This window comes from Streptomyces sp. NPDC058773, assembly GCF_042746015.1.
Taxonomy (GTDB): Bacteria; Actinomycetota; Actinomycetes; order Streptomycetales; family Streptomycetaceae; genus Streptomyces.
Map to the genome: position 1 here is coordinate 95,939 of NZ_JBHYPE010000022.1, position 22,709 is coordinate 118,647.

The following is a 22,709-nucleotide window of genomic DNA, read 5'->3' on the forward strand; positions in this document are numbered from 1 at the left end:
CCTACGCGAACACGACCGTGCGGCTCCCGTTCAGCAGCACCCGGCGCTCACTGTGCCACTTCACCGCGCGGGCCAGGGCCTGGCACTCCACGTCGCGGCCGATCGCGACGAGCTGGTCGGGGGTGACCTCGTGGCCGACCCGCTCGACCTCCTGCTCGATGATCGGGCCCTCGTCGAGGTCCGCGGTGACGTAGTGCGCGGTGGCGCCGATCAGCTTCACCCCGCGGGCGTGCGCCTGGTGGTACGGCTTGGCGCCCTTGAAGCTCGGGAGGAAGGAGTGGTGGATGTTGATGATCCGGCCGGACAGCGCCTTGCACAGATCGTCGGAGAGCACCTGCATGTAGCGGGCGAGGACCACCAGCTCGACGTTCTCCGCCGCCACCAGCTCCAGCAGCTGCGCCTCGGCCTGGGCCTTGGTGTCGCGGGTGACCGGGATGTGGTGGAAGGGGATGTCGTACGAGCCGACCAGCTCGGCGAAGTCCCGGTGGTTGGAGACCACGGCCGCGATCTCCACCGGCAGCGCGCCGATCCGGGAGCGGAACAGCAGGTCGTTGAGGCAGTGCCCGAACTTGGACACCATCAGGATGACCCGCATCTTCTCCTCGGCCCGGTGGATCTGCCAGTCCATGCCGAAGGAGTCGCCCACCGCCGCGAAGCTGGCCCGCAGCTTGTCGACGCTCACCGAGGAGTCCGCGCTGAAGTGGACCCGCATGAAGAACAGCCCGGTGTCGTGGTCGCCGAACTGCTGGCTGTCCTCGATGTTGCAGCCGGTGATGAAGAGGTAGCTGGACACGGCGTGCACGATGCCCTGCTTGTCCGGGCAGGACAGGGTGAGGACGTACTGATCGTTCCGATCGTGCTGACCGGGCTGGGTGGTGGGCTGCGACTCGCTCATGACCTCATAGGGTCGCACACCTGCGGAGCAGGTCAGGCCGGGGAGTCCGGTCCGCCGGTCATGATGGCCAGCACCTCCAGCGAACGCGGCGCGGCATCGGGGTCCTCCCCGTCCGCGGCGGCCAGCCGCACATGCGCCTCACGGGCCGCGTGGACGGCCTCCGGCCAGCCCTGATGGGCCATGTACGCGGTGACCGGGGCGTCCGCACCGACCTGGTGCATGATCCGCAGCACCCGCAGCACGGCGACATCGACGAGCTGCGCCTCCTGGGAGTCCCGGAAGATCGTGCCGACATATTTCTCGGCGGACCAGTTGTCCAGCCAGGTGTCCTCGACGAGCCGGTAGACGGCGTCGGTGACATCTCCGTACCCCGGCCGGCCGGCCAGCCAGGTCTCCTGCTGGAAGGCCGGGTCGGAGAGCATGTGCAGCGCGGAGCGCACATTGCTGCGCCAGCGCCACCACGGCATGTCGTTGAGTGGCATGGCGCCCATGGTGGTCGAGCGGCGGCCGCGACGGGAAGACTTCTCCGAACCTTGCACAGTATTGGATCGTACGTTCCGCGCGGATGATCTCAAGCCGGCCCCCGGAGTTCACCTCCCTGTCACCATCCATTGCCTTTCCGTCACTCAGACGTTCCGGGCAAGACGGAAGGCTGCGGTGTCATGACCGGACGGCGACGCTCCTCCCCCCGCCCTTTCTCTCATGCTCCCGTGGTCGGTTCGGCCGTGGCATGTACGGCGGTCATGGCGTCGCTGCTCTCGGGCTGCGGCTCCCTCCCCGGAATCTCGGGGGACTCCGGGGGGAAGGGCCCGGTCACGGTGATGACCTGGGCGCCCGAGGACACCAAGGCGACCAATATGCCGGGGATGCCGGCCATGGCGCAGGCCTACGCCCGCTGGGTCAACTCCCAGGGCGGCATCAGGGGCCACCATCTGCGGGTGCTGACCTGCAACGAGCGCAACGACTCGGTGTCCGCCGCACAGTGTGCCCAGCGCGCGGTGGACCAGGGCGCCGTCGCCGTCGTCGGCTCCTACAGCCAGTTCGGCCGCTCGTTCATGTCGCCGCTGGAGGTCAAGGGCGTCCCCTTCATCGGCGGCTACGGCGCCTCGGACGAGGAGTTCGAGAGTCCGCTGTCCTACCCCGTCAACGGCGGGCAGGCCTCCCTGCTCGCCGGGAACGGCCGCCAGTTGGCCCGCGACTGCCGGCGGGTCGCCCTGGTCCGCCCGGACACCATCGTCGGCGACACGATGCCGTCCCTGCTCAACTCCGGTCTGGAGAGCGGCAGTCGACACCCGGCCAAGGACATCAAGGCGCCCGATGACGCCACCGACTACGCGTCCGCGGTGAACCGCGCCCTGGACGCGGTGGGCGCCGACCCGCTCGTGTACGGCACCGCGAAGGCCGGCGGCAAAGCGGCCGGCTCCTGTGTGACCGCCTCTCTCGGCGATCACACCGATGCGTTCTTCGACTCGTTCCGGCGGCTCCAGGAGGACAGCCCCAAGGTGCGGGTCGCCTCCGTGCTCGGCAGTGTCGGGCAGGCGCTGGTGAACCGTACGGGCGGCCGGTCCGGGCCGTTTGAGGGGGCGGACATCACCGGCTGGTACCCGGCCGCCGGTGACTCACGCTGGGCGCCGATGCGCAAGGTCATCAATGACTTCGCGTTCCACGACAACCGCATCGACCCCGCCGACCAGGGCGTCCAGACGACCTGGATCGCCTACACGGTGCTGCGGTCGCTGATCGAGCAGCTCGACGACGCGGGTGTCGAGGACATCACCCCGCATGATCTGCAGGGCGCGCTGGACCGCGGGGACCGCCCGGTCGACACCGGCGGGCTGACGCCGAAGCTGCGCTGGCGCGAGGAGGACATGCTCGCGGTCCAGGACTTCCCCCGCATCGTGAACGGGACGGTGACCTACCAGGTCGTACGGGACGGCGAAGTGGTCTCCGCCCAGCACGGCTTCGTCAACATCACCAGGACGCTGGAGCGGCGGCGCGCGGACAGCTGAGCGGGCGGGCCGCCCGGAGGCGCCCGCCCGGGCCCGCCGTCAGAGCTGCTCGGGGCGGCGCTCCGTCAGGCCGTACTTCTTGGCGAGCGGGTTCCAGATCTGCGCCGCCTGCCGCTTGGCCGTGGTGGCCTGACCGCTGGCCGCGTTGCCCTGGGCGGTCTGCCGGGTGCTCCGGGCCTTGCCCTTGTGGCAGCCCTTCTTGCCGCCGACCTGTCCGGCCCAGGCCGCGTAGTGGTTGTCGGCGGACGCCGAGGACTGCCAGGCCTTGGTCAGCGCGGCGGTCAGCGCGGCGTGGTTCGGGATCTTGTCAACGGGCAGCTGCTGGAGGCGCTTCACCAGGTCGTTGCGCTGTCCGGCCGCGGCCCGCAGGTCCTTGGCGGCGCCACCGAGGTTGTCGCAGGATCTGATGTTGTTGACCGCGTTGATCACCGAGGAGCGGCTGTTGTTGCTGTCGCCGAGCAGCGCGTCCAGCTGCTTGGCCTGGCCCTCGGCCGGGTCAGCGGTCGGCTTCGGCTTCTCCGGCTGCTTGGACTCCTTGGGCGCGTCGGCGCCGGAGCCCGGCTTCTTCGCGGTCTCCTCGCTGCCGCCGCCGCTCAGCGCCCAGCCGAGGCCGAGGCCGGCGCCCGCGAGCGCCACGATGACGATGCCGACGATCACGGCCGGGGCGAGGCGGGGGCGGCCGCTGCCGCTGTCGCCGTCGAGCGTGGGCGGCCGGTCGTAGCCGCCGGGCGGGAACTGCTGGCCCTGCTGCCCGTACGGCGGGTGGCCCGGGTCCTCGAAGCGCGGCAGCTGTGCGGTGGAGTCCGGGGAGCCGGTCTGTCCGGTCTGGCCGGGCCCGCCCGGCCCGTCGCGGAACAGGCCGTCGAACTCGGCGGGGGTGGTGCGGTCACCGGGCGCGCCGGGACGCACGCCGTACGGCGCGCCGGGCGGCGGGGCCGGTGCGGCGGCGCCGACCGGCGGGATGAGCTGGGTGGCCTCGGCGTCGCCCGCGCCCTGGGCGCCGGGCATCGGCTGGGCCTGCGGCATCGGCCGGCCCTGGGGACCGCCCTGGTTCGGCTTGATCGCGCGCAGCATGGTCGTGGACTCGTCGGGCGTCTCGGGGCGCGAGGCGGCCTCGGGCGGCAGCGGTGCGGCGGCGGGGCCGCCGGAACCGGCACCGAAGGGCGGTATCAGCGCGGTGGCCTCGGCGTCACCCGCGGCGGGCGGCAGCGGCGCACCGGTCTGCGGGGTCGACCGCACCAGCGCGCCGTTCGCACCCTGGGGCTGCTGGCCGAACTGCTGTGGCGGCTGCGGGGTTTGCTGCGGCTGCGGGCTCTGCTGACCGTACGGCTGCTGCGGAGTCTGCTGGCCGTACGACTGCGTGCCCTCGGGCGGGAGTGCGCCGGGCGCACCCTGGCCGGGCTGCGCGCCGGGCGGCAGGAGTGCCGTCGCCTCGGCATCGAAGCCGGGCTGCGGTGCGGCGGGCTGCTGGGGTGCCTGCTGCGGCGGCGCTGGCGGCATGGCGGGCGGCGCGGGCGGCTGTGCGGCGAAGCCCTGGCCGTCCTGCGGCGGCTGGGGTACGAGGCCCTGCGGGTTCTGCGGCGCGGCGGGGGCGTACCCCTGCTGCGGGGGCTGACCGTACCCCTGCTGCGCGGCGGGCTGTCCCTGGGCGGGCGCCTCGCCGTACGGCTGCGGGGCGGGTGCGGCCTGCTGACCGGGGGCGGCCTGCTGGCCGGGGCCCCAGGGCTGGCCCCACGGCTGGCCGGCCGGCGGCGCGGCCTGCTGGTCGGGCACCCACGGCTCGCCGTTGGCGGGCAGCACTATGCCCTCTCGCGCGGGACCGGCCGCAGAATTCTGCGGGTCGTGACCCTGTCCGCTCTGCGTCACCGTGACTCCTACCAACGTACAGACCTACGGAATCGTCGGCTGCACGCTACCGGGTCGCAGCGACGTTCGACCACGTCGCCTGGTCACCGCCCCGGCCCGCCCGGGACCGCTCCGGGCGGCCCCCGGCGGCCGGGCCGCCCGCCACCGCACGACAAACCAGACGCCGTACGACAAAGCAGCCGCGGCCCCGGTGAGGCGATCCTCACGCCGCCGTGGCCCGCAGCTCCAGCCGCGCACCGAACTCCCGCACAACCGGTTCGTCCCGGTAAGGCTCCAAACGCAGCTGAAAGTCCTCCAGATACTCCGTGCCACGGTCCGAACGCAGCCCGCTCAGCAGCTCCACCGCCCTCGTGCCCGTATGGCAGGCCTGCTCCACCTCGCGCTGCTGTGCCTGGGCGCCGGCCAGCAGCAGCATGCCGATGGCCCGGCGCCGGGCCCGGCCGTCCGGATGCCCGTCCAGCGCCTCCTGCGCCCGCTGCGCGGCGGGTCCCGGCTGCCCCAAATCGCGGTGGCAGTGGGCGAGTTCATCGGCCAGATAGGCCTGGTCGAAGTGGGTGATCCAAACCGGGTCGTCGCCCGCGCCGACGGCGGCGTCGGCGCGCTCCATCGCGGCGACCGCGCGGGCCGCCACCGCCTGGAAGGCCCGGCCGTCGCCCATCAGCGCGTGTCCGCGCGCCTCCGCGGCGCAGAACATCGCCTCCGCGCGCGGTGTGACATGGCCGCGGGCGCCTTCCTGGGCGGCACGCGCGAGCTGGGCGATCTCCCGTGGATTGCCGAGCGAGGCGGCGAGATGGCTCATGCTCGCGGCGAGGACGTAGCCGCCGTAGCCGCGGTCGCCGGCCGCCTGGGCCAGCCGCAGCGCCTGGATGTAGTAGCGCTGGGCGAGACCGGGCTGCCCGGTGTCGACGGCCATGTAACCGCCCAGTTCGGTCAACCGGGCCACGGCGGCGAAGAGTTCACGCCCGACGGACTCCCGGTACGAGCCGGCCAGCAGCCCGGAGACCACGCTGTTGAGGTAGTGCACCACGACCGGCCGGACGTGCCCGGCACCGAAGCGGTGGTCGAGTTCGCTGAGCGCCGAGGTCATCGCACGGACCGCCTCGACGTCCGAGATCCCGACGCGGGCACCGGCGTTCCGGGCGACCTGGCTGTCCGCCCCGGTGATCAGCCAGTCGCGGCTGGGCTCCACCAGGGCGGAGGCCGCGACCGTGGAGCCGGTGAGGAAGTCACGCCGGCCGACGTCGCTGCGCCACAGCTCGCAGACCTGCTCGATGGCCCCCAGGACGGTCGGCGAGAACTGGAGCCCCACCCCGGACGCGAGGTTCTTGCCGTCGGCCATCCCGATCTCGTCGATGGTGACCGTGCGCCCCAGCTTGCGCCCCAGCGCCTCCGCGATGACGGCCGGGGCGCGGCCCCGTGGTTGCTGGCCGCGCAGCCATCTGGCCACCGAGGTCTTGTCGTAGCGGAGGTCGAGACCGTGTTCCGCACCGCACATGTTGACGCGGCGGGCCAGCCCCGCGTTGGAACAGGCGGCTTCCTGGATCAGCGTCTGCAGCCGTTCGTTGGGCTGCCGTGCGACGAGTGGCCTGGCGGCCATGCTTGTACCCCCTGTGTACCGCTGTGCGTTCACCGTCGAACGCCGTTCCCCGAGATCGATTCCCCAGGAATATGCCGGATATCCGAGAGATCCTGAATATGCGCAATAGGGGGGATCGGTGTGATACGCGCTTTACGGCGGATGCCCGTTCATGAGCGGTGTGCGCCCTGTCCGGTGCCTCCTCGGTGCCAAGCGCCGTTCACGGGTGGGGAAAGGCTGCGCGGTGCCGTGCACAGATCGCGGCGCCGCCGTGCCGGGCTCCCCCGGGTGCACCGCGGACTGCCGCCGGGCGGTCCGTCCGCCCGTCAGGCAGGTGGCTACCCGCTCCTCGGGCCCGGTCCGCACACGCGCCCCCACCGGTGCACCCGTGCGCCCCACGCACGAGAACGATGCGCCGGGAGGTTCACCCCTGAGCCGTAACCCTTGGTGACGGCGGAAGTTGTGCCCGGCGTGGAAAAGACCATAGGAACCACAGAAACCTCGCCCATTCCCCTGCAGCGAGGCGAGCAACTGCCGGACAGTGCGGTGCGTTACGCGGAGGAACGGCACTGGGACGTGTTCCCCGGCGCATGGCTGGAGCACGACGGCGAGACACCGCGCTGTTCGTGCGACGCGGTCGACTGCCCGGCACCCGGCGCGCACCCGACCGGGCCCGGCTGGGCCCAACAGGCTTCCGGCAGCGCGGCCGCCGTCCGCCGGATGTGGAGCAAGCAGCCGCGGGCCTCGATCCTGATGCCGACGGGCCGGACCTTCGAGGCGCTCGACGTGCCCGAAACGGCGGGATGTCTGGCGCTGGCCCGTATGGAGCGGATGGGGCTGGCGCTGGGCCCGGTGACCCGCACCCCGGACCGCCGGATGCTGTTCCTCGTCCTCCCCGGCGCCTCGGTGAAGGTCCCCGCCCTGGTGCGCGCCCTGGGCTGGGCGCCGGCCGCGCTGGATCTGATCTGCCGCGGCGAGGGTGAGTACATCGCCGCCCCGCCGACCCGGGTGGGCGCGCACGGCTCGGTGCAGTGGGCGCGCCGCCCCACCCCCGCCAACCGCTGGCTGCCGGACGCGGAAGAGCTGATCAGCCCGCTCGCCTATGCCTGCGCACGGGACGCGGTCGCCCTCCGGGGCCGCTGACCCGGACCGGTCCGTTCCTCTTGTCCCGAGGAGCACGAAGGGCCCGGCCCTGTCCCGGTACCCGCCCGTATCGTGGGATGCCGGACGGGGGCCGGGACCGGCCTCTGCGGGGACGTCGAAGGGCAGGACCGGTGGCGAACGAGCCGGAACACACCGAAAATCCGGGCGCGGCGGCACCGCCGCAGCGCACCACGGCCGCTGTGCCGGACGGGCCGCCCGCGGCTCCCCGGGGCGACGCGGCCGGTCCGCCCGCCGTCCGCGTCCAGGGCCTGTGGAAGAAGTTCGGCGAGCAGATCGCCGTCAACGGCATCGATCTGACGCTGCCCGCCGGCCGCTTCATCGGACTGGTCGGGCCGAACGGCGCCGGCAAGACCACCACCCTGTCCATGGTGACCGGCCTGCTGCGGCCGGACGCCGGGGTGGTCGAGATCGGCGGGCACGACGTCTGGCAGGACCCGGTGTCCGTCAAGTCCCGGATCGGGGTGCTGCCCGAGGGGCTGCGGCTCTTCGAGCGGCTGTCGGGCCGCGAACTCCTGGGCTACACGGGGCGGTTGCGCGGACTGCCGGGCGACGAGGTCGACAAGCGGGCCGCTCAGCTGCTGGACGTGCTCGATCTGGCCGGTTCGCAGCACAAGCTGGTGGTGGACTACTCGACCGGGATGCGCAAGAAGATCGGGCTGGCGGCGGCGCTGCTGCACAACCCCGAAGTCCTCTTCCTGGACGAGCCCTTCGAAGGCGTCGACCCGGTGTCGGCACAGACCATCCGCGGCGTACTGGAGCGCTACACCGCCTCCGGCGCGACGGTGATCTTCTCCAGCCATGTGATGGAGCTGGTCGAGTCGCTCTGTGACTGGGTCGCGGTGATCGCCGCCGGACGCATCCGGGCGGACGGTCCGCTCGCCGAGGTGCGCGGCGCGGCGCCCTCCCTCCAGGACGCGTTCCTCGAACTCGTCGGCGCGAGTGACCGGGGCGCGGGCGCGCACCTGGACTGGCTGGGCGGCGACGCCCGATGAGCGCCGAATCCGCCGCGGTGGCCGCACGGCCGGCCGCCGCACCGTCCCTGACCGCCGTCTTCGTCCGGCTGAAGCTGACGCTGCTGCGCAACGGGCTGCGCCAGTCGGCCGGGCGCACGCTGGCGTATGTCTCCTCCGTCGTCGTGGGCCTGCTGTTCGCCGCGGGTGTCGTGGCGGGGCTGGTCGCGCTGCGCGGCAACGCCCATGTCGGCGCGCTGGTCGTGCTGCTGACCGGCATCCTCACCCTGGGGTGGGCGGTGATGCCGCTGTTCTTCCCGGCGAGCGACGAGACACTCGATCCGACCCGGCTGGTCATGCTGCCGCTGCGGCCGCGGCCGCTGATCTCCTCGCTGCTGGTGGCCTCGCTCGTCGGCATCGGCCCGGTCGTCACCCTCGCGCTGGTGACCGGCGCGGTGGTCGCGGTGGCGGACGGGGCGGCCGCCGCGGCCGTCGGAGTGGTGGCCGTGGTGCTGGTGGTGCTGGTCTGTGTGTCGCTGGCGCGGGCCGTCGCCACCGCCTCGGTGCGGCTGCTGACCAGCCGGCGAGGCCGCGATCTCGCCGTGCTGAGCGGCCTGTTCATCGCCCTCGGCGCACAGGGCGTCAACATCGCCGCCCAGAAACTGGGACGGCCGGACGGCCTGTCCGTACTGGAGCCGCTGGGCGACATCCTGCGCTGGGTGCCGCCGGTCTCCGCGGTGGGCGCCGTCGACGACACCGGACACGGGGCGTACGGGCGGGCGCTGGCCGGGCTCGGGCTGACGGTGCTGGCGCTGATCCTGCTGCTGTGGTGGTGGCAGCGCACCCTGACCACCCTGATGACGTCCCCGGACTCCTCCACCCTCCAGGCGGTGGAGAAGGACAGCGCACGCCGGGGCGGCGGCGAACGGGGCCTGGCACGGCTGCTGTCGCGCGGGCGCACCGGCACGGTCATGCTCCGTACGCTGCGCTACGGATGGCGCGACCCCAAGTCGAAGATGTCATGGGCGACCGCGCTCGGCGTCGGACTGCTGGTCCCGGTCGTCTCGGCCGTACAGGGCAACGGCAGCATCTACACCGCCTTCTCGGCGGCCACGCTCCTCGGCCTGCAGATGTACAACCAGTTCGGGCAGGACACCTCGGCGTTCTGGATGGTCGCCTCGACGATCGCCACACCGCGGGACGCCTACGAGGAGCTGCGGGCCCGCGCACTGGCGCTCGTGGTGGTGGCCTTCCCGTACGTCACGGTGGTCGTCGTCGGCAGCGCGGCCCTCATCGGGCCGTGGTCGGACTTCCTGGAGGTGTACGGGCTCTCGCTGGCGGTGCTGGGGGCGCTGCTGGCCACCGGGGCACTGTCGTCGGCGCTCTTCCCGTACTCGGTCCCCTCGGAGGGCAACAAGAGCGTCGCGCCGGGGCAGGGCTCGATCGCCTGGTTCAGCCTCCTCGGCGGGGTCGTGGCCGGTGCGGTGCTGTGCGCACCGCTGCTGGCGCTGACGATCTGGCTGCATGTCGCGGGCCTGCAGCATCTGTTGTGGGTGCTGCTGCCGGTCGGGGTGGTCTACGGCGTGGGCGTCGCGGAGCTGGGGCTGCGGCTGGCGGCGCCGCGGGTCGCCGGGCGGCTGCCGGAGATCCTGGGGGCCGTCAGCAAGGGCTGAGCAGGCGCGCGCCGGCCGGGCCGGGGCGGGCCGAGGCGGGCCGGGGCGGGCCGAGGCGGAGTTATCCACAGGCCGCAGCGGCCGGCGCGCGGCGGCGGTAGCGTCGTCCACGACCTGAACGAGGGGTGGTGGGGGCGGTGCGGCGCACCGGATGGCTGCTGGTGACGAGCTGGCTGGTGGTGGTGTTCTGCGCCGGTGCGGCGCGGGCGGCGCCGGCCGGTCCGGACGCCCCCGGCGACCCGACGCAGTTCGCGTACCTCGCCGCGCAGCTCCGCAAGAGCCCGGTCTACGTCAGCGACCAGCTCCCGCGCGAGGTCCCCCGGTCGACCGCGCCCGCCTTCGCCCGGGAGGCCCGGCGGCTGGGCGTTCCGGTGTACGTCATGGTCCTGCCGGACACCTCCTACGGCAGCGCCGTGGACGGCCTGCTGGCCGGTGTCCATGACCGGCTGGGGCGCAAGGGCCTGTATGTCGCCCTGAGCGAATCGGGCCTGGACGCGGCGCAGACCTACGGCGTGGACCTGCCCGGCACGGCGGACGCCGTCACGGAATCGGTGTACGCGGTGCCCTACGACGCCACTCCCCCCGAGGTGTTCCGGCACTTCGTCGAGGTGCTCGCCTCGGGGCAGGCGCACGAGCGCGCCGAGGAGGCGCGCGCCGCGTACGACGGCAGCTCGGACGAGCCCGCCGGATTCCACACCGACCCCACCGAGCGCGCGGACCAGAGCTTTGTGACCGGCATGGCCGTCCTCGGCATTCCGCTGACCGTGCTGCTGGTCACGATCCATACGCTGCAGTGGCGCCGGGCGCGGCGGGCCACGGCGGCGGGCGGGCCGGTGCCCGTACCGGGGGCGCGCGGTGGCCCGCGGGGTGGTGGCAAGAAGGCCGGCGGTGGCACGGCGGTAAGCACCCGGCAGCAACCGGGCCGCGGCCCCGGCCCCCTTCCCCGCGCGCGGCTGCTGCCGCTGATGCTGGGCGCCGCCGCGCTGGGCGGACTGATCGCCTTCACCGCGTCGCAGATCTTCAACGACACGACCAGCGGCGACGGCTCCCGCCCCACGGCCGCCGATATGCGGGCCCGGCTCGACCGGGTGTCCGCCGGGCTGCGCCGCGACCCGCTCTACACCGACCCCGAGAGCCGGACCCGGCTGGACGGCGCCGAGCGTGAGCGGCTCCGCAAGCGGCTGCGCGAACTGGACGTTCCGGTGCTGGTCGCGGCCGTGCCCACCCCGCCGGACGACGAGTCGGGCGGCAGCATGGAGCTGCTGGCCAAGGAGCTGCACGACCGGCTCCACCGCGACGCCCTCATGGTGTTCGCCGACCCGGCGGACGGCAGCATCGAACTCGTCAACTACAGCCGCCGTATCGACGACGGATATCTCCTCGACCGCCCGCGCGACACCGCCTACACCGGGCCCGCCGAGGAGCAGTTGGGCCGTCATCTGGACGAGCTGCTGACGTATGTCGGCAAGGCGCCGAAGGCCAAGACGGGCACCCGGCCCTACGATCCGCCGCCCGCCGCCGACCCCGTCGAGGAGAAGGCGCTGCCCGGTCTGTTCACCGGGGACTTCGAACCGGGCATGGTTGTCGGCATGTTCGCGGCAGGGCTGGTCCTCTGGCTGGTGGCGACGGCCCGTGCCCTCGCCCGCCGGCGGGTCCGGCGCAGGAGGCCGGGCCGCCGCGAAGCGAGGGGCCGCGCCGCGCTCCCCGCGGCGCCGGACCGGCCCACCCTGTCCTGGCTGCGGCGCACCGCCCGGCAGGAACTCGACGCGCTCACCGCCGCCCTGGAGGCCCCGGACTCACTGCCCGAGGGGGCCCGGCGCCTGGCCTGGGAATGCCTGGACGCCGCGGCGCTGCTGGTCGACGGCGACAGCGACGGCCGGATCGACGCCGAGGCCGGCCCGGCCGGCCTCGCCTGTGCCGTGGTGCTGGCCCGCGCCGGACGGACCACGTGCGCGCAGCCGTCCGCCGCCCGAAAGGTCTGCCACCGCAATCCGCTGCACGGGGCAGCCCACAGACACGAACGAATACGGCCCGACGGTGGCGGCCCGGCGCGGTCGTTGCCGGTGTGCGAGGCCTGCCGGGTGACGCCCGGACCGGTGCTGCGGCTGCGCCCGCGGAGCGACGGACGCGGCGCGTACGCCCCGTACACCACCGTGCCCGGACCGCTGACGGCGCTCGCCGACGGCGTCGGGATCGACCAACTCACCCGCGATGTACGGGAGTACTTCGGTGTGCACTGACCTCCTCCGCCCCGCCGGCCCGCAGCCGGCCGCCACCCCCCGCCGGCTGCACAGGGCCCTGGCCCTCGGCGCCGCTTCCGCCGCGCTGCTGTGCGGCACCGCGGCGCCCGCTGCCGCCGCCGGGAGCCCGGGGCAGAAGATCGCCGATGCGCTGCGCCGCTCCCCCGTGTATGTCGACCCGTCCCTGGCCTCGGCGGTGGACGCCGGACAGCAGCGGGAGTTGGCCGCGCAGATCCAGCGGACCCGTCTGCCGATCCGGGTCGCGCTGGTGCCGCTGGTCGAGGGCGACAGCTGGGGCGGAAAGCCGGAGCAGCTCGCCGAGGTGGTCCATGACCGGATGGGCGGCGGCCCGGCCATCCTGGTCACGCTCGGGGAGTACCCGGAGGACATCTCCGCCCGCGAATGGCCCTCGGACGCACATCAGGCGTTCCACGCCGCCGCCTCGGTGTACTTCCAGAAGGACATGAAGGGCGCGGGTCCGGCGAAGCGGGTCGCCCGCGCGATCGACATCATCAAGGCGGGCAACGGCGACGCGGTGTACGCACGGGCCACCGCCGATCTTGACGCACCGAAGCCGACGCCGGACCCGGCGGGCGCCGCGGACGCGAAGGCCGCGTCCGGGCCCGGCTCCCCGGTGGTGCGGCTGCTGTCCCTCGTCGTCGGACCGGTGCTGCTGCTGGCCGCGGTCGGGCTGTTGCTGCGGCGCCGGTCGCGGTTGCGGGACCTCTCGACGCCGTTCGCGCTGCCGCGCTCGGTCTTCGCCGCGGCCCGGCACTCGGACGAGGCGGGGGTGCGGGACCGGGCCGCCGAGGAGGTCGTACGGCTGGGCGAGGAGGCACGGGGCGCGCAGGGCGAGCCGGCAGCCGTCGAGCGGGCGCTGGACGCGTACGCCGCGGCCGGTACGGTCCTGGACCGGGCACGTGGAGTCCCGGACCTGGCAGGGGTGTTCGCGCTGGTCGCGGAGGGCCGGGCGGCCCTCTCCGGAGCCGCGGCCGCGCTCCCGCCGTGCTTCTTCCACCCCCTGCACGGCCCGGCCGTCCGGCGCATACCCTGGCGCCCGCTGGGCCGGCGCGAACAACTGCGGGTGGCCGCCTGCGAGACCTGTCTGCGCGCGATACGCACCCGGCGGGCCCCCGAGGTGCTGACCGACCGGCGGGACGGCCACCCGGTCCCGTACTTCGAGGTCCCCGCCGAGGACAGCCTCTGGGCCGCCACCGGCTACGGCTCACTGCTGCACGGCCCCGACGACTCCCTCGCCGCCCGGGTCCAGCGCGGCGACTTCACCCGCAGCCGGGACTGAACCGGCGTACGGGCCTGGGCTGTTCATCCGCTCCGGGTCGGCATGACGCAGAGCCCCCGGACGCCGGGGCCCCGGGCGCCGGATGCGCCGGGCACAGGTCGCGGGGCACAAGTCGCAGGTCGCGGGCACAGGCCGCGAGGCACAGGTCGCACGGCGCACGGCGCACGGCTCGCAACCAACGCCTGCCACCTCGCGCCGCCACCCCGCCCTGCCCCGGCAACGCCCCTCCCCCACCGATTCCTCCATCAATTCAAGGCGCATAGCAATCGCGCTGAATTCAGCCCCAATTGGACAACGAATCCGGCAAACCCCCCACCCTTTTCGGGAATTTCACGCGAATCACTTGCAGCAGCCCCGAACTCCTTTCCCCGCAATGCTTCGACAAATCCGAAAGCCGCCTCCTATGCTCCCGCTGACACAGCCGTTCGCACACACGCGGAACTGCGTTGTGCGACGGGGGAGAACGACTGCCAGGAGCATGTTGTGCTGCACAAGAAGACCGCTTTGCTGCGTGCCGCCGCGCCCGTCGCCGTACTGGCGCTGGCGCTGACCGCCTGCGGCGGCAACAAGAAAAGCGCCACCGGCGCCCACACCGACGACGTGCCCAAGACGGAAAAGGGTTCGTCGGCCCCGGCGGGCGGCGGTGAACTGAAGGCCGGTCAGAGCGGCACGGGGAAGTTCAAGGAAGAGAGCGGAACCATCACCTACGAGGTCGCCGCACAGAAGGTGAAGGTGAGCACCGAGGCCGAGACCAAGAAGCTGGTCTCGGACCCGAAGCGCGCCAAGGGCCTGGTGGCGGCCACCGCCTGGGTGAAGTACACGAACAAGGGCGGCGGCGTCGTCAAGGAATCGCCGGATGTCGCCGACGAGTCCGAGATCTACGCGGACGGGCAGCGCGGCGGCCTGCTCATCGGTGCCGCCGAGGACGGTCCGGGCTGCGAGGACACCTTCGACATCGAGAACTGGAAGGCGGGGCAGAGCCACACCATCTGCCAGACCTACATGATCCCCAAGGACGCGAAGTCCGTGGAGGTCCACTGGGCGGGCGAGGGCCAGAGCGGCTCCCCGCTGATATGGAAGTTCGACAACGCCGGCTGAGCCGACGGCGTGCCGTGCGCCAGGTCCGCGGGGCCTCGGCGCACGGCAGGCGGCCCGCCAGGACCTGTCGTCACACTCCCGCCCGCCTCGCGGCTTTGAAGAACGGCCCCAGGGAGTGCGTCCCCCCTAAGCCGTCATCGTGGCCGCCTGGAGAAACGGTTCGATGGCGGCGCACCAGGCGTCGGGCTGTTCCCACGGGAGGAGATGCCCGGCGTCGGGGATCTCGGCGTAGGCGCCGCGGGGCAGGACCCGGACCATCTCCTGGGCCTCGGCGCGGCCGAGTTCGGCGTCGAGGCCGCGCACCACGAGCGCCGGGCACGACACCTGCGCGAGCTCTTCCCAATGGGCGTCATAGACCCAGGTCTCACGGGCGCTGAGCATCTGCCGGCGGGAGAAGACCGGCCGCCAGCCGTCGGCACGCTCGGCCATCACCTCGGCGAAGAACTCGCCACGGGCGGGCCTGGGCCGCTCCAGGGTCGGATCGTCCTCGCCGAACCACTTACGGACATCCGCGAGGGTGGCGAACGGCACGGGCCAGGACCGGAACCACTCGGTCCACTCCTGCTGCGAGGCCGCGCCGAGCGCCGACGCCCGCATATCGCAGATGACCAGCGCACTGACCAGATCCGGGCGCCGGGCCGCTAACTGCCATGCCGTCAGGGCGCCCATGGCATGCCCTACAAGGGCGACCGGGGCGAGGCCGAGCTGCTCGATGGCGGCGATGGCGTCATCGACGTACGCGCCCCGGTCGTACGGTCCCTCGGCGGGCTTATCGCTGCGGCCGTGACCCCGCTGGTCCAGCGCGACCGGGCGGTGACGGGCACTCAGCCGGCGGGCGGTGTCCGCCCAGTGCGAGGCGCGCCCCATCAGGCCATGGAGCAGCAGCACACCCGGCCGCTGCTCACCCTCCTCCAGCCCGCCGCCGATCTTGGGCGGGTCGGTGAACTCCCAGGCGGCGAGTCGCACGTCGCCGGCCCCTGCTACATCGATGCGCCGCACCATGTGCCCTGGCACCCCCAATCGTCCCTTGAGCAGCTTCACACTATCGAACCTCTATTCGAACGCGCCGTTCCGACGCGGAACACCCCTCGTTCGAGTGACCTCGCTCAAGGATTGGCCGCGCGCGCCACGGGGAGACATCTGCCGGGAGGCGGGCCCTACCGGGAAGGGGGCCCGTGGGGACAGACCCTGGGAGCTCGGGGCTCCGGGTCTTGGGTGGGGGACATGGGGAGGCAGGGCCCCGGCTGCTCGCAGCGCCGGGGCCCTGACTGTCTCCCGTACGAGTGGATGCATCCGAGCCCCCTCCCTGGCCAGGACAGGCCGATGCATGGCCATGCGTCAGGGTGACACGGCACCGGCCGTATCGCACGGATTCGCACAAGTCCGTTCAGCGGGAAAGAACTTGCCGAGCCCGCCGAACGGCGCGTCAGCGCAGCTCAGCGGGCTCGGCAGGCGGTATGGGCGGGAGTGCGAAAAGGAAACCCGGCTGAAAACGGTTTCAGCGCTTGGCCACGAACACATGCGAGGCGATCTCGGAGTCCAGCTCGGCGGCCTCGCCGCTGCTGCCGACCAGCACCCCGGCCGGCGACTCCGTCACGCTCACCACAGCGCCCGGCTGCACACCGGCGCGCCGCAGCGTGTACATCAGCTGGGCGTCCGCCTGGATCGGCTCGCCGATCCGGCGCACCACGGCGGTCTTCCCGTCGGCCCCGGCGTCCAGGTCCATCAGGCTCACCATGCCGGCGTCCAGGAACGGGTCGCCCCCGGCCTTCTCGCCCAGCTCCTCCAGCCCCGGGATGGGGTTGCCGTACGGGGACTCCGTCGGATGCCGCAGCAGCTCCACGACGCGGCGCTCGACCGCCTCGCTCATCACATGCTCCCAGCGGCACGCCTCGGCGTGCACCTGCTCCCATTCGAGCCCGATGACGTCGACGAGCAGGCACTCGGCGAGACGGTGCTTGCGCATCACCCGCGTCGCCAGCCGCCGGCCCTCCTCCGTCAGCTCCAGATGCCGGTCGCCCGCGACCTGCAACAGGCCGTCTCGCTCCATGCGCGCCACCGTCTGGCTCACCGTCGGGCCGCTCTGTTCGAGCCGCTCCGCGATGCGGGCGCGCATGGGCACCACACCTTCCTCTTCCAGTTCGAGGATGGTGCGGAGATACATCTCCGTTGTGTCGATCAGTCCGGACATGCGTGCCCCTAGATGTGTGGTGCGGTGGCCCTGGACTCAATTCTGACGCATCCCGCTGACAACGGTGCCGCCTCGTCCACGCGCCAGCCCTTCCGGTCGTATGTGACCTCGTCCACGCACCCCGCCTTTTCCGGTCGTATTGACAGGGCACTGGTCCAGACCGCAACGTGATCCGCGCCACTGATCAGATGCGCCGAGATCCGACGAGAGGGGCCCGCGGCAATGGCTGAGAGCGACCGGCTGGCCGGGAAGTACTTCGACGCCGCGATCGACCTGCTGCAACAGGTCCGCGACACGGAGGGCGACCGGATCACCGCGGCCGGCACGCTGATCGCGGACACCGTCGCGGCGGGCGGCCGGGTCTTCTCCTTCGGCGCCGGGCACTCCTCGCTCCCTGCCCAGGACACGGTCTACCGGGCGGGCGGCCTGGCGATCATGAATCTGCTGTCCGTGCCGGGCGTGGTCGGCGTGGACGTGCGGCCCGCGACCCTCGGCAGCGCGCTGGAGCGGGTCGACGGGCTGGCCGGGGCGGTTCTGGACACCAGTCCGCTGGAGGCGGGTGATGTGCTGGTGATCATCTCGCTGTCCGGCCGCAACGCGCTGCCCGTCGAGATGGCGCGGCACGCCCGCGCCCTCGGCATCAAGGTCATCGGCGTGACGTCGGTGGCGTACGCGGAGCGGACCGCCTCCCGGCACGCGTCCGGGGGCTTCCTCAAGGACCACTGCGATCTCGTGCTGGACAGCCGCGTCCCGGTCGGCGACGCGGAGCTGACACTGCCGGGCATCGAGGCGCCGTTCGCCCCCGCCTCCACGGTCGTCACCAGCGCGATCATGCAGGCCGTGGTGGCAACGGCCGCGGGCACCCTGGCCGAGCGGGGCATCGACCCGCCGCTGCTGCGCTCGGGCAACGTCGACGGCGGGCACGAGTGGAACGCCGGGGTGATGAGCGCCTACGGGGACCGGATCTTCTACCGCCAGTGAGCTGCGGGCGCGGGGCTGCGGCTCCTGGCGCCGTCAGCTCGCGGTGCCCCTGCTCCCGGCGCCGGCCGATCCGGGTACGCCCGCTCCTGGCGCCGGCCGCTCCCGGCACTCCCGTTCCCGGCGCTGCCGGTGCCCGGTATCCCACCCCCTGCGCCGCCACGTCGCGGCGCACCCCCGCCCCCGCGCTCAGCGCCCGGCCGCGCCCGCGAGGTCCAGGGCCGCGGCGATCCGGGCCGCGACCTCCTGCGCGTAGTCCGCGTCCGCACGGTCGAAGGGGCGGCGCGCGGGCGCCCGCAGAAAGGTCACGACGCCGAGCCGGCGGCCGCGGCTGCACAGTGCCACACAGAGCCCGTGCACAGTGCCGTCCGGCCAATGACGGGCGGCCGCCCAGCCCTCGGGCGAGGCGGGTCCGGCGCTGGTACGCACCGGGCCGCGCCGCTCGTATGCCTGGAGCGCCGGATGTCCCGGCACATAGGGCAGAGGGATACCCGTCGCCGACAATGCCTCGGTCGGGCCCGGCGAACCGGCCGGAGATGCCAGTGCCCGTGTCAGCCGGAGCGCGCCCGCCCCGGGCCGGCGCCCGGCATCCGCGCCGGTGGCGACGGCGCCCGCGGTGGCGGACGGGGGCTCGGCGGACGGGGGCTCGGCCGACAGGGACGAGCCGCCTTCCGCTCCCGCCGCACCGCCCGCGCCGTCGGCACCCGCCGCACCGCCCGGCCCGCCCGCACCCGCCGCGCCATCCGGGCCCACACCACCGTCCACGCCCGCCGGGCGCGCATCGCCCTTCGCACCCGGCGCGCTCTCCGCACCGGCCGGGCCCTCCGCGCCCTCCGGACCCCCCGCCGCGTCCGCCCCATCCAGGCCCGCCCCATCCGAGCCCGCCGCATCCACGCCCGCCTCGTCCACGCCCGCCGCGTCCAGCGCATCGTCCTCCGCGACCTTCCCGAACGGTGCGGGTGCGGGAGTCATGGCGAGGTCGACCAAGCCGTGGTCGGCGAAGCCCGCGAGGGCGAAGTCGAGGTGGAGCGCGGCGGCCTCGGCCGGGTCGGGGCACTCGGCGGCCGCCCGGCCGGCGCGGTGCAGTTGCTGGGCCCGGAAGCGCAGCAGGGAGTTCTCCTGCTCGGTGCGCTTGGCGTCGGTGATGTCCTGGAAGAGCCAGGCCACGCCGAGCGGTACCGGCTCCTCCGCCATCGGGGAGGCCAGTCGGACGAAGCCGCTGCGCCAGCACCGGCGCGACGCCTCGGCTTCCTTGGACCGCAGGGTCACCCACAGCTCGGTGACGGCCGGCGGCGGGCCCTCGGCGAGGACGTGCTGAAGGGCGCACTCCAGCTCCTCGACGCCGTGCGCCAGCAGCTCGCCCAGGGGGCGGCCCAGCAGCGCCGTGCGCCCCACGCCCAGGGCGCGGGCCGCGTGCGCATTGACGACGGCCGGCCGCAGATCGGCGTCGATCAGCACCACGCCCCACGACGCGTCCTCGAACAGCGCCTCGCTGAGCGCGATGGACCGTTCCAGGTCCAGCTGGGTGTGCACCGCGCTGAAGGCGCAATACACACCCGCGACGCGGCCGTCGGGGGCGCGGACCGCGGAGGACTGGGTGCGGACCAGGACGCGGCGGCCGTCCTTGGTCAGCAGGGCGAACTCATGGACCTGGCGGCCCGGGGCGCGCATGGCGGCCGCCAGTGCGGCCTCGATCCCGTCGGCATCCTCCTTGCGGACCGCCCAGCCGGTCAGGCCCGTGCGGCCGACGGCCTCCGCGGTGGTCCAGCCCAGAATGTGTTCGGCCTCGTGGTTCCAGTGCGTGACCGTGCCGTCCGCGGCGAAGGCGACCAGGGCGGCGTCCATACCGTCCAGGAGCGCGGCGAGCAGCCCCGAGTCATCGGTCTCGTCGGCGGCGCAGCGCGCCGAGGCCGACGAGGCGGAAGAAGCTGACGAAGCAGTCACTGGCACCCCTTACGAACGCGGCCACACGTGCCTCACCTGGGAACATTCAACTGGAACGTGACACAGCACACACGCGATTCACAGAAATCGTTGCCAACGGGAAATTCCCTTGTGCGGGGCGGAACAGCTTCCTAATGTGTGGAGCACACGAGAAGGGAGGTGGTTCGGCAGATGATTTCGCACCGGACGCGTGAGGTGGCTGCGGGCTAGCGGCCCGTCGCTTCACCGAAGTGCAGCGCCGGACCAGCGCATTCTGCAGATGCGCAGCCGGCCAATCCCAAGCAGTCACCCGACCCGCGGGCTGCCGGTTCGTCCGACCGGCCCTTCGCGCCACCGAGCGCGGAGGAAGCAGCCCGCGGGTCGTCTGCGTCTGCGAACGACCCGCTCGCTCCCGGGCTGCCGGACACGGCCCTCAGGGCGCCAGGCGCTCCACGCTCCAGGCGTCGCCCTCCCGCACGTACCGCAGCCGGTCGTGCAGCCGGTTGAGGCGGCCCTGCCAGAACTCGATCGTCTCGGCGGTGATCCGGTAACCGCCCCAGTGCGGCGGCGCCGGAACCTGCTCGCCCTCCGGGTAGCGGGCCGCCAATTCCTCGTAGGCGCGCTCCAGTTCCTCCCGGGAGCCGACCCGTGCGGACTGGTCGCTGGCCCAGGCGCCCAGCTGGGAGCCGTGCGGGCGGGTGCGGAAGTAGGCGGCGGTCTCGTCCCGGCCGATGCGTTCCGCGGTGCCGGTCACCACGACCTGGCGGGCGAGCGGGTGCCAGGGGAACAGCAGCGAGATGGCCGGATTTTCGGCCAGTTCCCGCCCCTTCCGGCTGTTGTAGTTCGTGAAGAACACGAAGCCACGGTCGTCGAACGCCTTCAGGAGAACGGTCCGTGAGCTCGGCCGGCCCGCCGGGTCCACCGTCGAGACGACCATCGCGTTCGGCTCGTGCAGACCGGCCACGGTCGCGTCCTTGAACCAGCGCGCGAACTGGTCGTACGGGCTGGCGGCGAGGTCGGACCCGGCGAGTCCCTCGGCGCGGTAATGGGCCCGCATGGAGGAGGGATCGGGGGTCTCGGCATGAGGCGCGTCGGCTGGGTGCACGGCCTCATCTTGCAACACCCGGTCCGGCGCGGTCAGCCCGGAGGGGCGGAAGTCTGCCCCTCGCCGACCGGCCGTAACCCTCCCGACAGCAGATCGCCCGGCATGCGGGTCGCACCTGTCCGCGCAGGTGAGGGACCCGCCACAATCAGGGGCAGGCCCCCTGTGGCCCCCGGGCGGGGAGAGCTATCGTGTCCGTCCGGCCCGACGGGGCGCCACACCGCACCCTGCCCACCCGCGGCCCGACCACTGCGGGCAAGACCGTCGCGTGCCCCACGCCCTGGCGGGGCATCACCGGGGTGGCCGGTACGGACCGCGAGCTGCCGGCGCAGCCACGGAGCCGCACCGGCGCCGCACACCAGAGACTCGACCGCACGGCAGCCGGTCACGGACCGTTTGCCGTCCCCATCTTGAGGAGCTGCCTGATGTCCGACTTCGTACCCGGGCTCGAGGGAATCATCGCGTTCGAGACGGAGATCGCCGAGCCGGATAAGGAAGGCGGTTCGCTCCGCTACCGCGGGGTCGACATCGAAGACCTCGTCGGGACGGTGTCCTTCGGGAACGTCTGGGGGCTGCTGGTCGACGGCGCTTTCGACCCCGGGCTGCCGCCCGCGGAGCCGTTCCCGATCCCGGTGCACTCCGGTGACATCCGGGTCGATGTGCAGTCGGCGCTCGCCATGCTCGCGCCCGTATGGGGCCTCAAGCCGCTGCTGGACATCGACGCGCAGACGGCCCGGGACGACCTCGCCCGCGCCGCGGTGATGGCGCTGTCGTACGTGGCCCAGTCGGCCCGCGGACCGGGCCTGCCGATGGTGCCGCAGAAGGAGATCGACAAGGCGGAGACCATCGTGGAGCGTTTCATGCGGCGCTGGCGCGGTGAGCCGGACCCGCAGCACGTCAAGGCCGTCGACGCCTACTGGACCTCGGCCGCCGAGCACGGCATGAACCCCTCCACCTTCACCGCCCGCGCCATCGCCTCCACCGGCGCGGACGTGGCGGCCGCGCTGTCCGGCGCGGTCGGCGCGATGTCCGGGCCGCTGCACGGCGGTGCGCCCTCCCGCGTCCTCGGCATGATCGAGGACATCGAGCGGACCGGCGACGCCACCGCCTACGTCCGCCAACGGCTGGACCGGGGCGACCGCCTGATGGGCTTCGGCCACCGCGTCTACCGCGCCGAGGACCCCCGCGCGCGGGTCCTGCGACGCACCGCCCAGGAGCTGGGCGCCCCGCGCTTCGAGGTCGCCGAGGCCCTGGAGAAGGCGGCCCTGGAGGAACTCCGCAGCCGCCGCCCCGACCGGGTGCTGGCCACCAACGTCGAGTTCTGGGCGGCCATCGTCCTCGACTTCGCCGAGGTCCCGGCGCACATGTTCACCTCGATGTTCACCTGCGCCCGTACGGCGGGTTGGAGCGCGCACATCCTGGAACAGAAGCGGACGGGCCGACTGGTTCGGCCGTCGGCCCGGTATATCGGGCCCGGGGCCCGTAGCCCGCGGGAGGTCTCGGGGTTCGGGGACATCTCTCCCCGGTAGAGGTCCGCGGTTTCGGCTGCGCTTTGCCTTCCTCCCACGTTTTCGGCTGGCCCGCCGTGGGCTGCGCCCTTGCCTTCCTCCCACGTTTTCGGCTGGCCCGCCGTTGCGCCTGCGGCGGGCGGGTCCGCTGCGCGGGGCTGTCGGGTGCGGTGACGGGCCTGCGCGGGTGGGGTGTGGGCGGCGAACTGGGCGTGACTATCCCGCCCACCACACCC

At 73.2% G+C, this 22,709-nt stretch carries 17 protein-coding genes; 9 read left to right on the forward strand and 8 right to left on the reverse strand.

Annotated elements, in window-relative coordinates; genetic code table 11:
* Position 1 precedes the first annotated feature (1 nt).
* Together purU and ACFW5B_RS20385 are read right to left on the reverse strand one after the other, a co-directional pair.
* On the reverse strand, positions 2–895 hold the full coding sequence (gene purU, locus ACFW5B_RS20380; RefSeq protein ID WP_386441139.1) for a formyltetrahydrofolate deformylase: 894 nt from the start codon (positions 893–895) through the stop codon (positions 2–4).
* Between the two features lie 32 nt (positions 896–927).
* Positions 928–1,386 (reverse strand): hypothetical protein, encoded by a 459-nt coding sequence (locus ACFW5B_RS20385; RefSeq protein ID WP_386441142.1) that lies wholly within the window; start codon positions 1,384–1,386, stop codon positions 928–930.
* 171 nt (positions 1,387–1,557) lie between these two features.
* On the opposite strand from ACFW5B_RS20385, the gene ACFW5B_RS20390 reads away from it, so the two are divergent.
* Positions 1,558–2,904: an ABC transporter substrate-binding protein gene (locus tag ACFW5B_RS20390; protein ID WP_386441145.1), complete on the forward strand. Its 1,347-nt coding sequence runs from the start codon at positions 1,558–1,560 to the stop codon at positions 2,902–2,904.
* 39 nt (positions 2,905–2,943) lie between these two features.
* Here ACFW5B_RS20390 and ACFW5B_RS20395 read toward each other — a convergent pair whose 3' ends face one another.
* On the reverse strand, positions 2,944–4,770 hold the full coding sequence (locus ACFW5B_RS20395; protein WP_386441148.1) for a hypothetical protein: 1,827 nt from the start codon (positions 4,768–4,770) through the stop codon (positions 2,944–2,946).
* Positions 4,771–4,972: 202 nt separating this feature from the next.
* Positions 4,973–6,367: a transcriptional regulator gene (locus ACFW5B_RS20400; protein WP_386441151.1), complete on the reverse strand. Its 1,395-nt coding sequence runs from the start codon at positions 6,365–6,367 to the stop codon at positions 4,973–4,975.
* Between the two features lie 450 nt (positions 6,368–6,817).
* Between ACFW5B_RS20400 and ACFW5B_RS20405 the strand changes: the two genes are divergently transcribed.
* The 6 genes from ACFW5B_RS20405 (at position 6,818) to ACFW5B_RS20430 (ending at position 14,771) form a co-directional block, all read left to right on the forward strand.
* Entirely contained in the window at positions 6,818–7,489 is a 672-nt protein-coding gene (locus ACFW5B_RS20405) for a bifunctional DNA primase/polymerase (protein WP_386441154.1), read from the forward strand.
* A gap of 131 nt (positions 7,490–7,620) precedes the next feature.
* Positions 7,621–8,502, forward strand: a complete 882-nt coding sequence (locus tag ACFW5B_RS20410) for an ABC transporter ATP-binding protein (RefSeq protein WP_386441157.1) — start codon at positions 7,621–7,623, stop codon at positions 8,500–8,502.
* Positions 8,499–10,133, forward strand: coding sequence for a transporter (locus ACFW5B_RS20415; RefSeq protein ID WP_386441160.1), 1,635 nt, complete (start codon positions 8,499–8,501; stop codon positions 10,131–10,133). The genes ACFW5B_RS20410 and ACFW5B_RS20415 overlap by 4 nt, the downstream gene beginning before the upstream one ends.
* Positions 10,134–10,270: 137 nt before the next feature.
* A complete protein-coding gene (locus tag ACFW5B_RS20420) occupies positions 10,271–12,373 on the forward strand; it encodes a hypothetical protein (RefSeq protein ID WP_386441163.1) in 2,103 nt (700 codons plus the stop codon).
* A complete protein-coding gene (locus tag ACFW5B_RS20425) occupies positions 12,363–13,673 on the forward strand; it encodes a hypothetical protein (RefSeq protein ID WP_386441165.1) in 1,311 nt (436 codons plus the stop codon). Before ACFW5B_RS20420 ends, ACFW5B_RS20425 begins: the two co-directional genes overlap by 11 nt.
* 483 nt (positions 13,674–14,156) lie before the next feature.
* Complete coding sequence (locus ACFW5B_RS20430; protein ID WP_386441168.1) at positions 14,157–14,771, forward strand: hypothetical protein; 615 nt, start codon at positions 14,157–14,159, stop codon at positions 14,769–14,771.
* Between the two features lie 126 nt (positions 14,772–14,897).
* Here the strand turns inward: ACFW5B_RS20430 and ACFW5B_RS20435 are convergent, their stop codons facing one another.
* Positions 14,898–15,773: an alpha/beta fold hydrolase gene (locus ACFW5B_RS20435; RefSeq protein ID WP_386441193.1), complete on the reverse strand. Its 876-nt coding sequence runs from the start codon at positions 15,771–15,773 to the stop codon at positions 14,898–14,900.
* A gap of 496 nt (positions 15,774–16,269) precedes the next feature.
* A complete protein-coding gene (locus ACFW5B_RS20440) occupies positions 16,270–16,962 on the reverse strand; it encodes a metal-dependent transcriptional regulator (protein WP_018089633.1) in 693 nt (230 codons plus the stop codon).
* Between the two features lie 222 nt (positions 16,963–17,184).
* On the opposite strand from ACFW5B_RS20440, the gene ACFW5B_RS20445 reads away from it, so the two are divergent.
* A complete protein-coding gene (locus ACFW5B_RS20445) occupies positions 17,185–17,943 on the forward strand; it encodes an SIS domain-containing protein (protein ID WP_386441172.1) in 759 nt (252 codons plus the stop codon).
* 186 nt (positions 17,944–18,129) lie between these two features.
* Here ACFW5B_RS20445 and ACFW5B_RS20450 read toward each other — a convergent pair whose 3' ends face one another.
* Entirely contained in the window at positions 18,130–19,884 is a 1,755-nt protein-coding gene (locus tag ACFW5B_RS20450) for a PAS domain-containing protein (protein ID WP_386441176.1), read from the reverse strand.
* Between the two features lie 412 nt (positions 19,885–20,296).
* A complete protein-coding gene (gene pdxH / locus ACFW5B_RS20455) occupies positions 20,297–20,920 on the reverse strand; it encodes a pyridoxamine 5'-phosphate oxidase (protein ID WP_386441196.1) in 624 nt (207 codons plus the stop codon).
* A gap of 470 nt (positions 20,921–21,390) precedes the next feature.
* Between pdxH and ACFW5B_RS20460 the strand changes: the two genes are divergently transcribed.
* Entirely contained in the window at positions 21,391–22,494 is a 1,104-nt protein-coding gene (locus tag ACFW5B_RS20460) for a citrate synthase 2 (RefSeq protein ID WP_386441179.1), read from the forward strand.
* Positions 22,495–22,709: the final 215 nt, after the last annotated feature.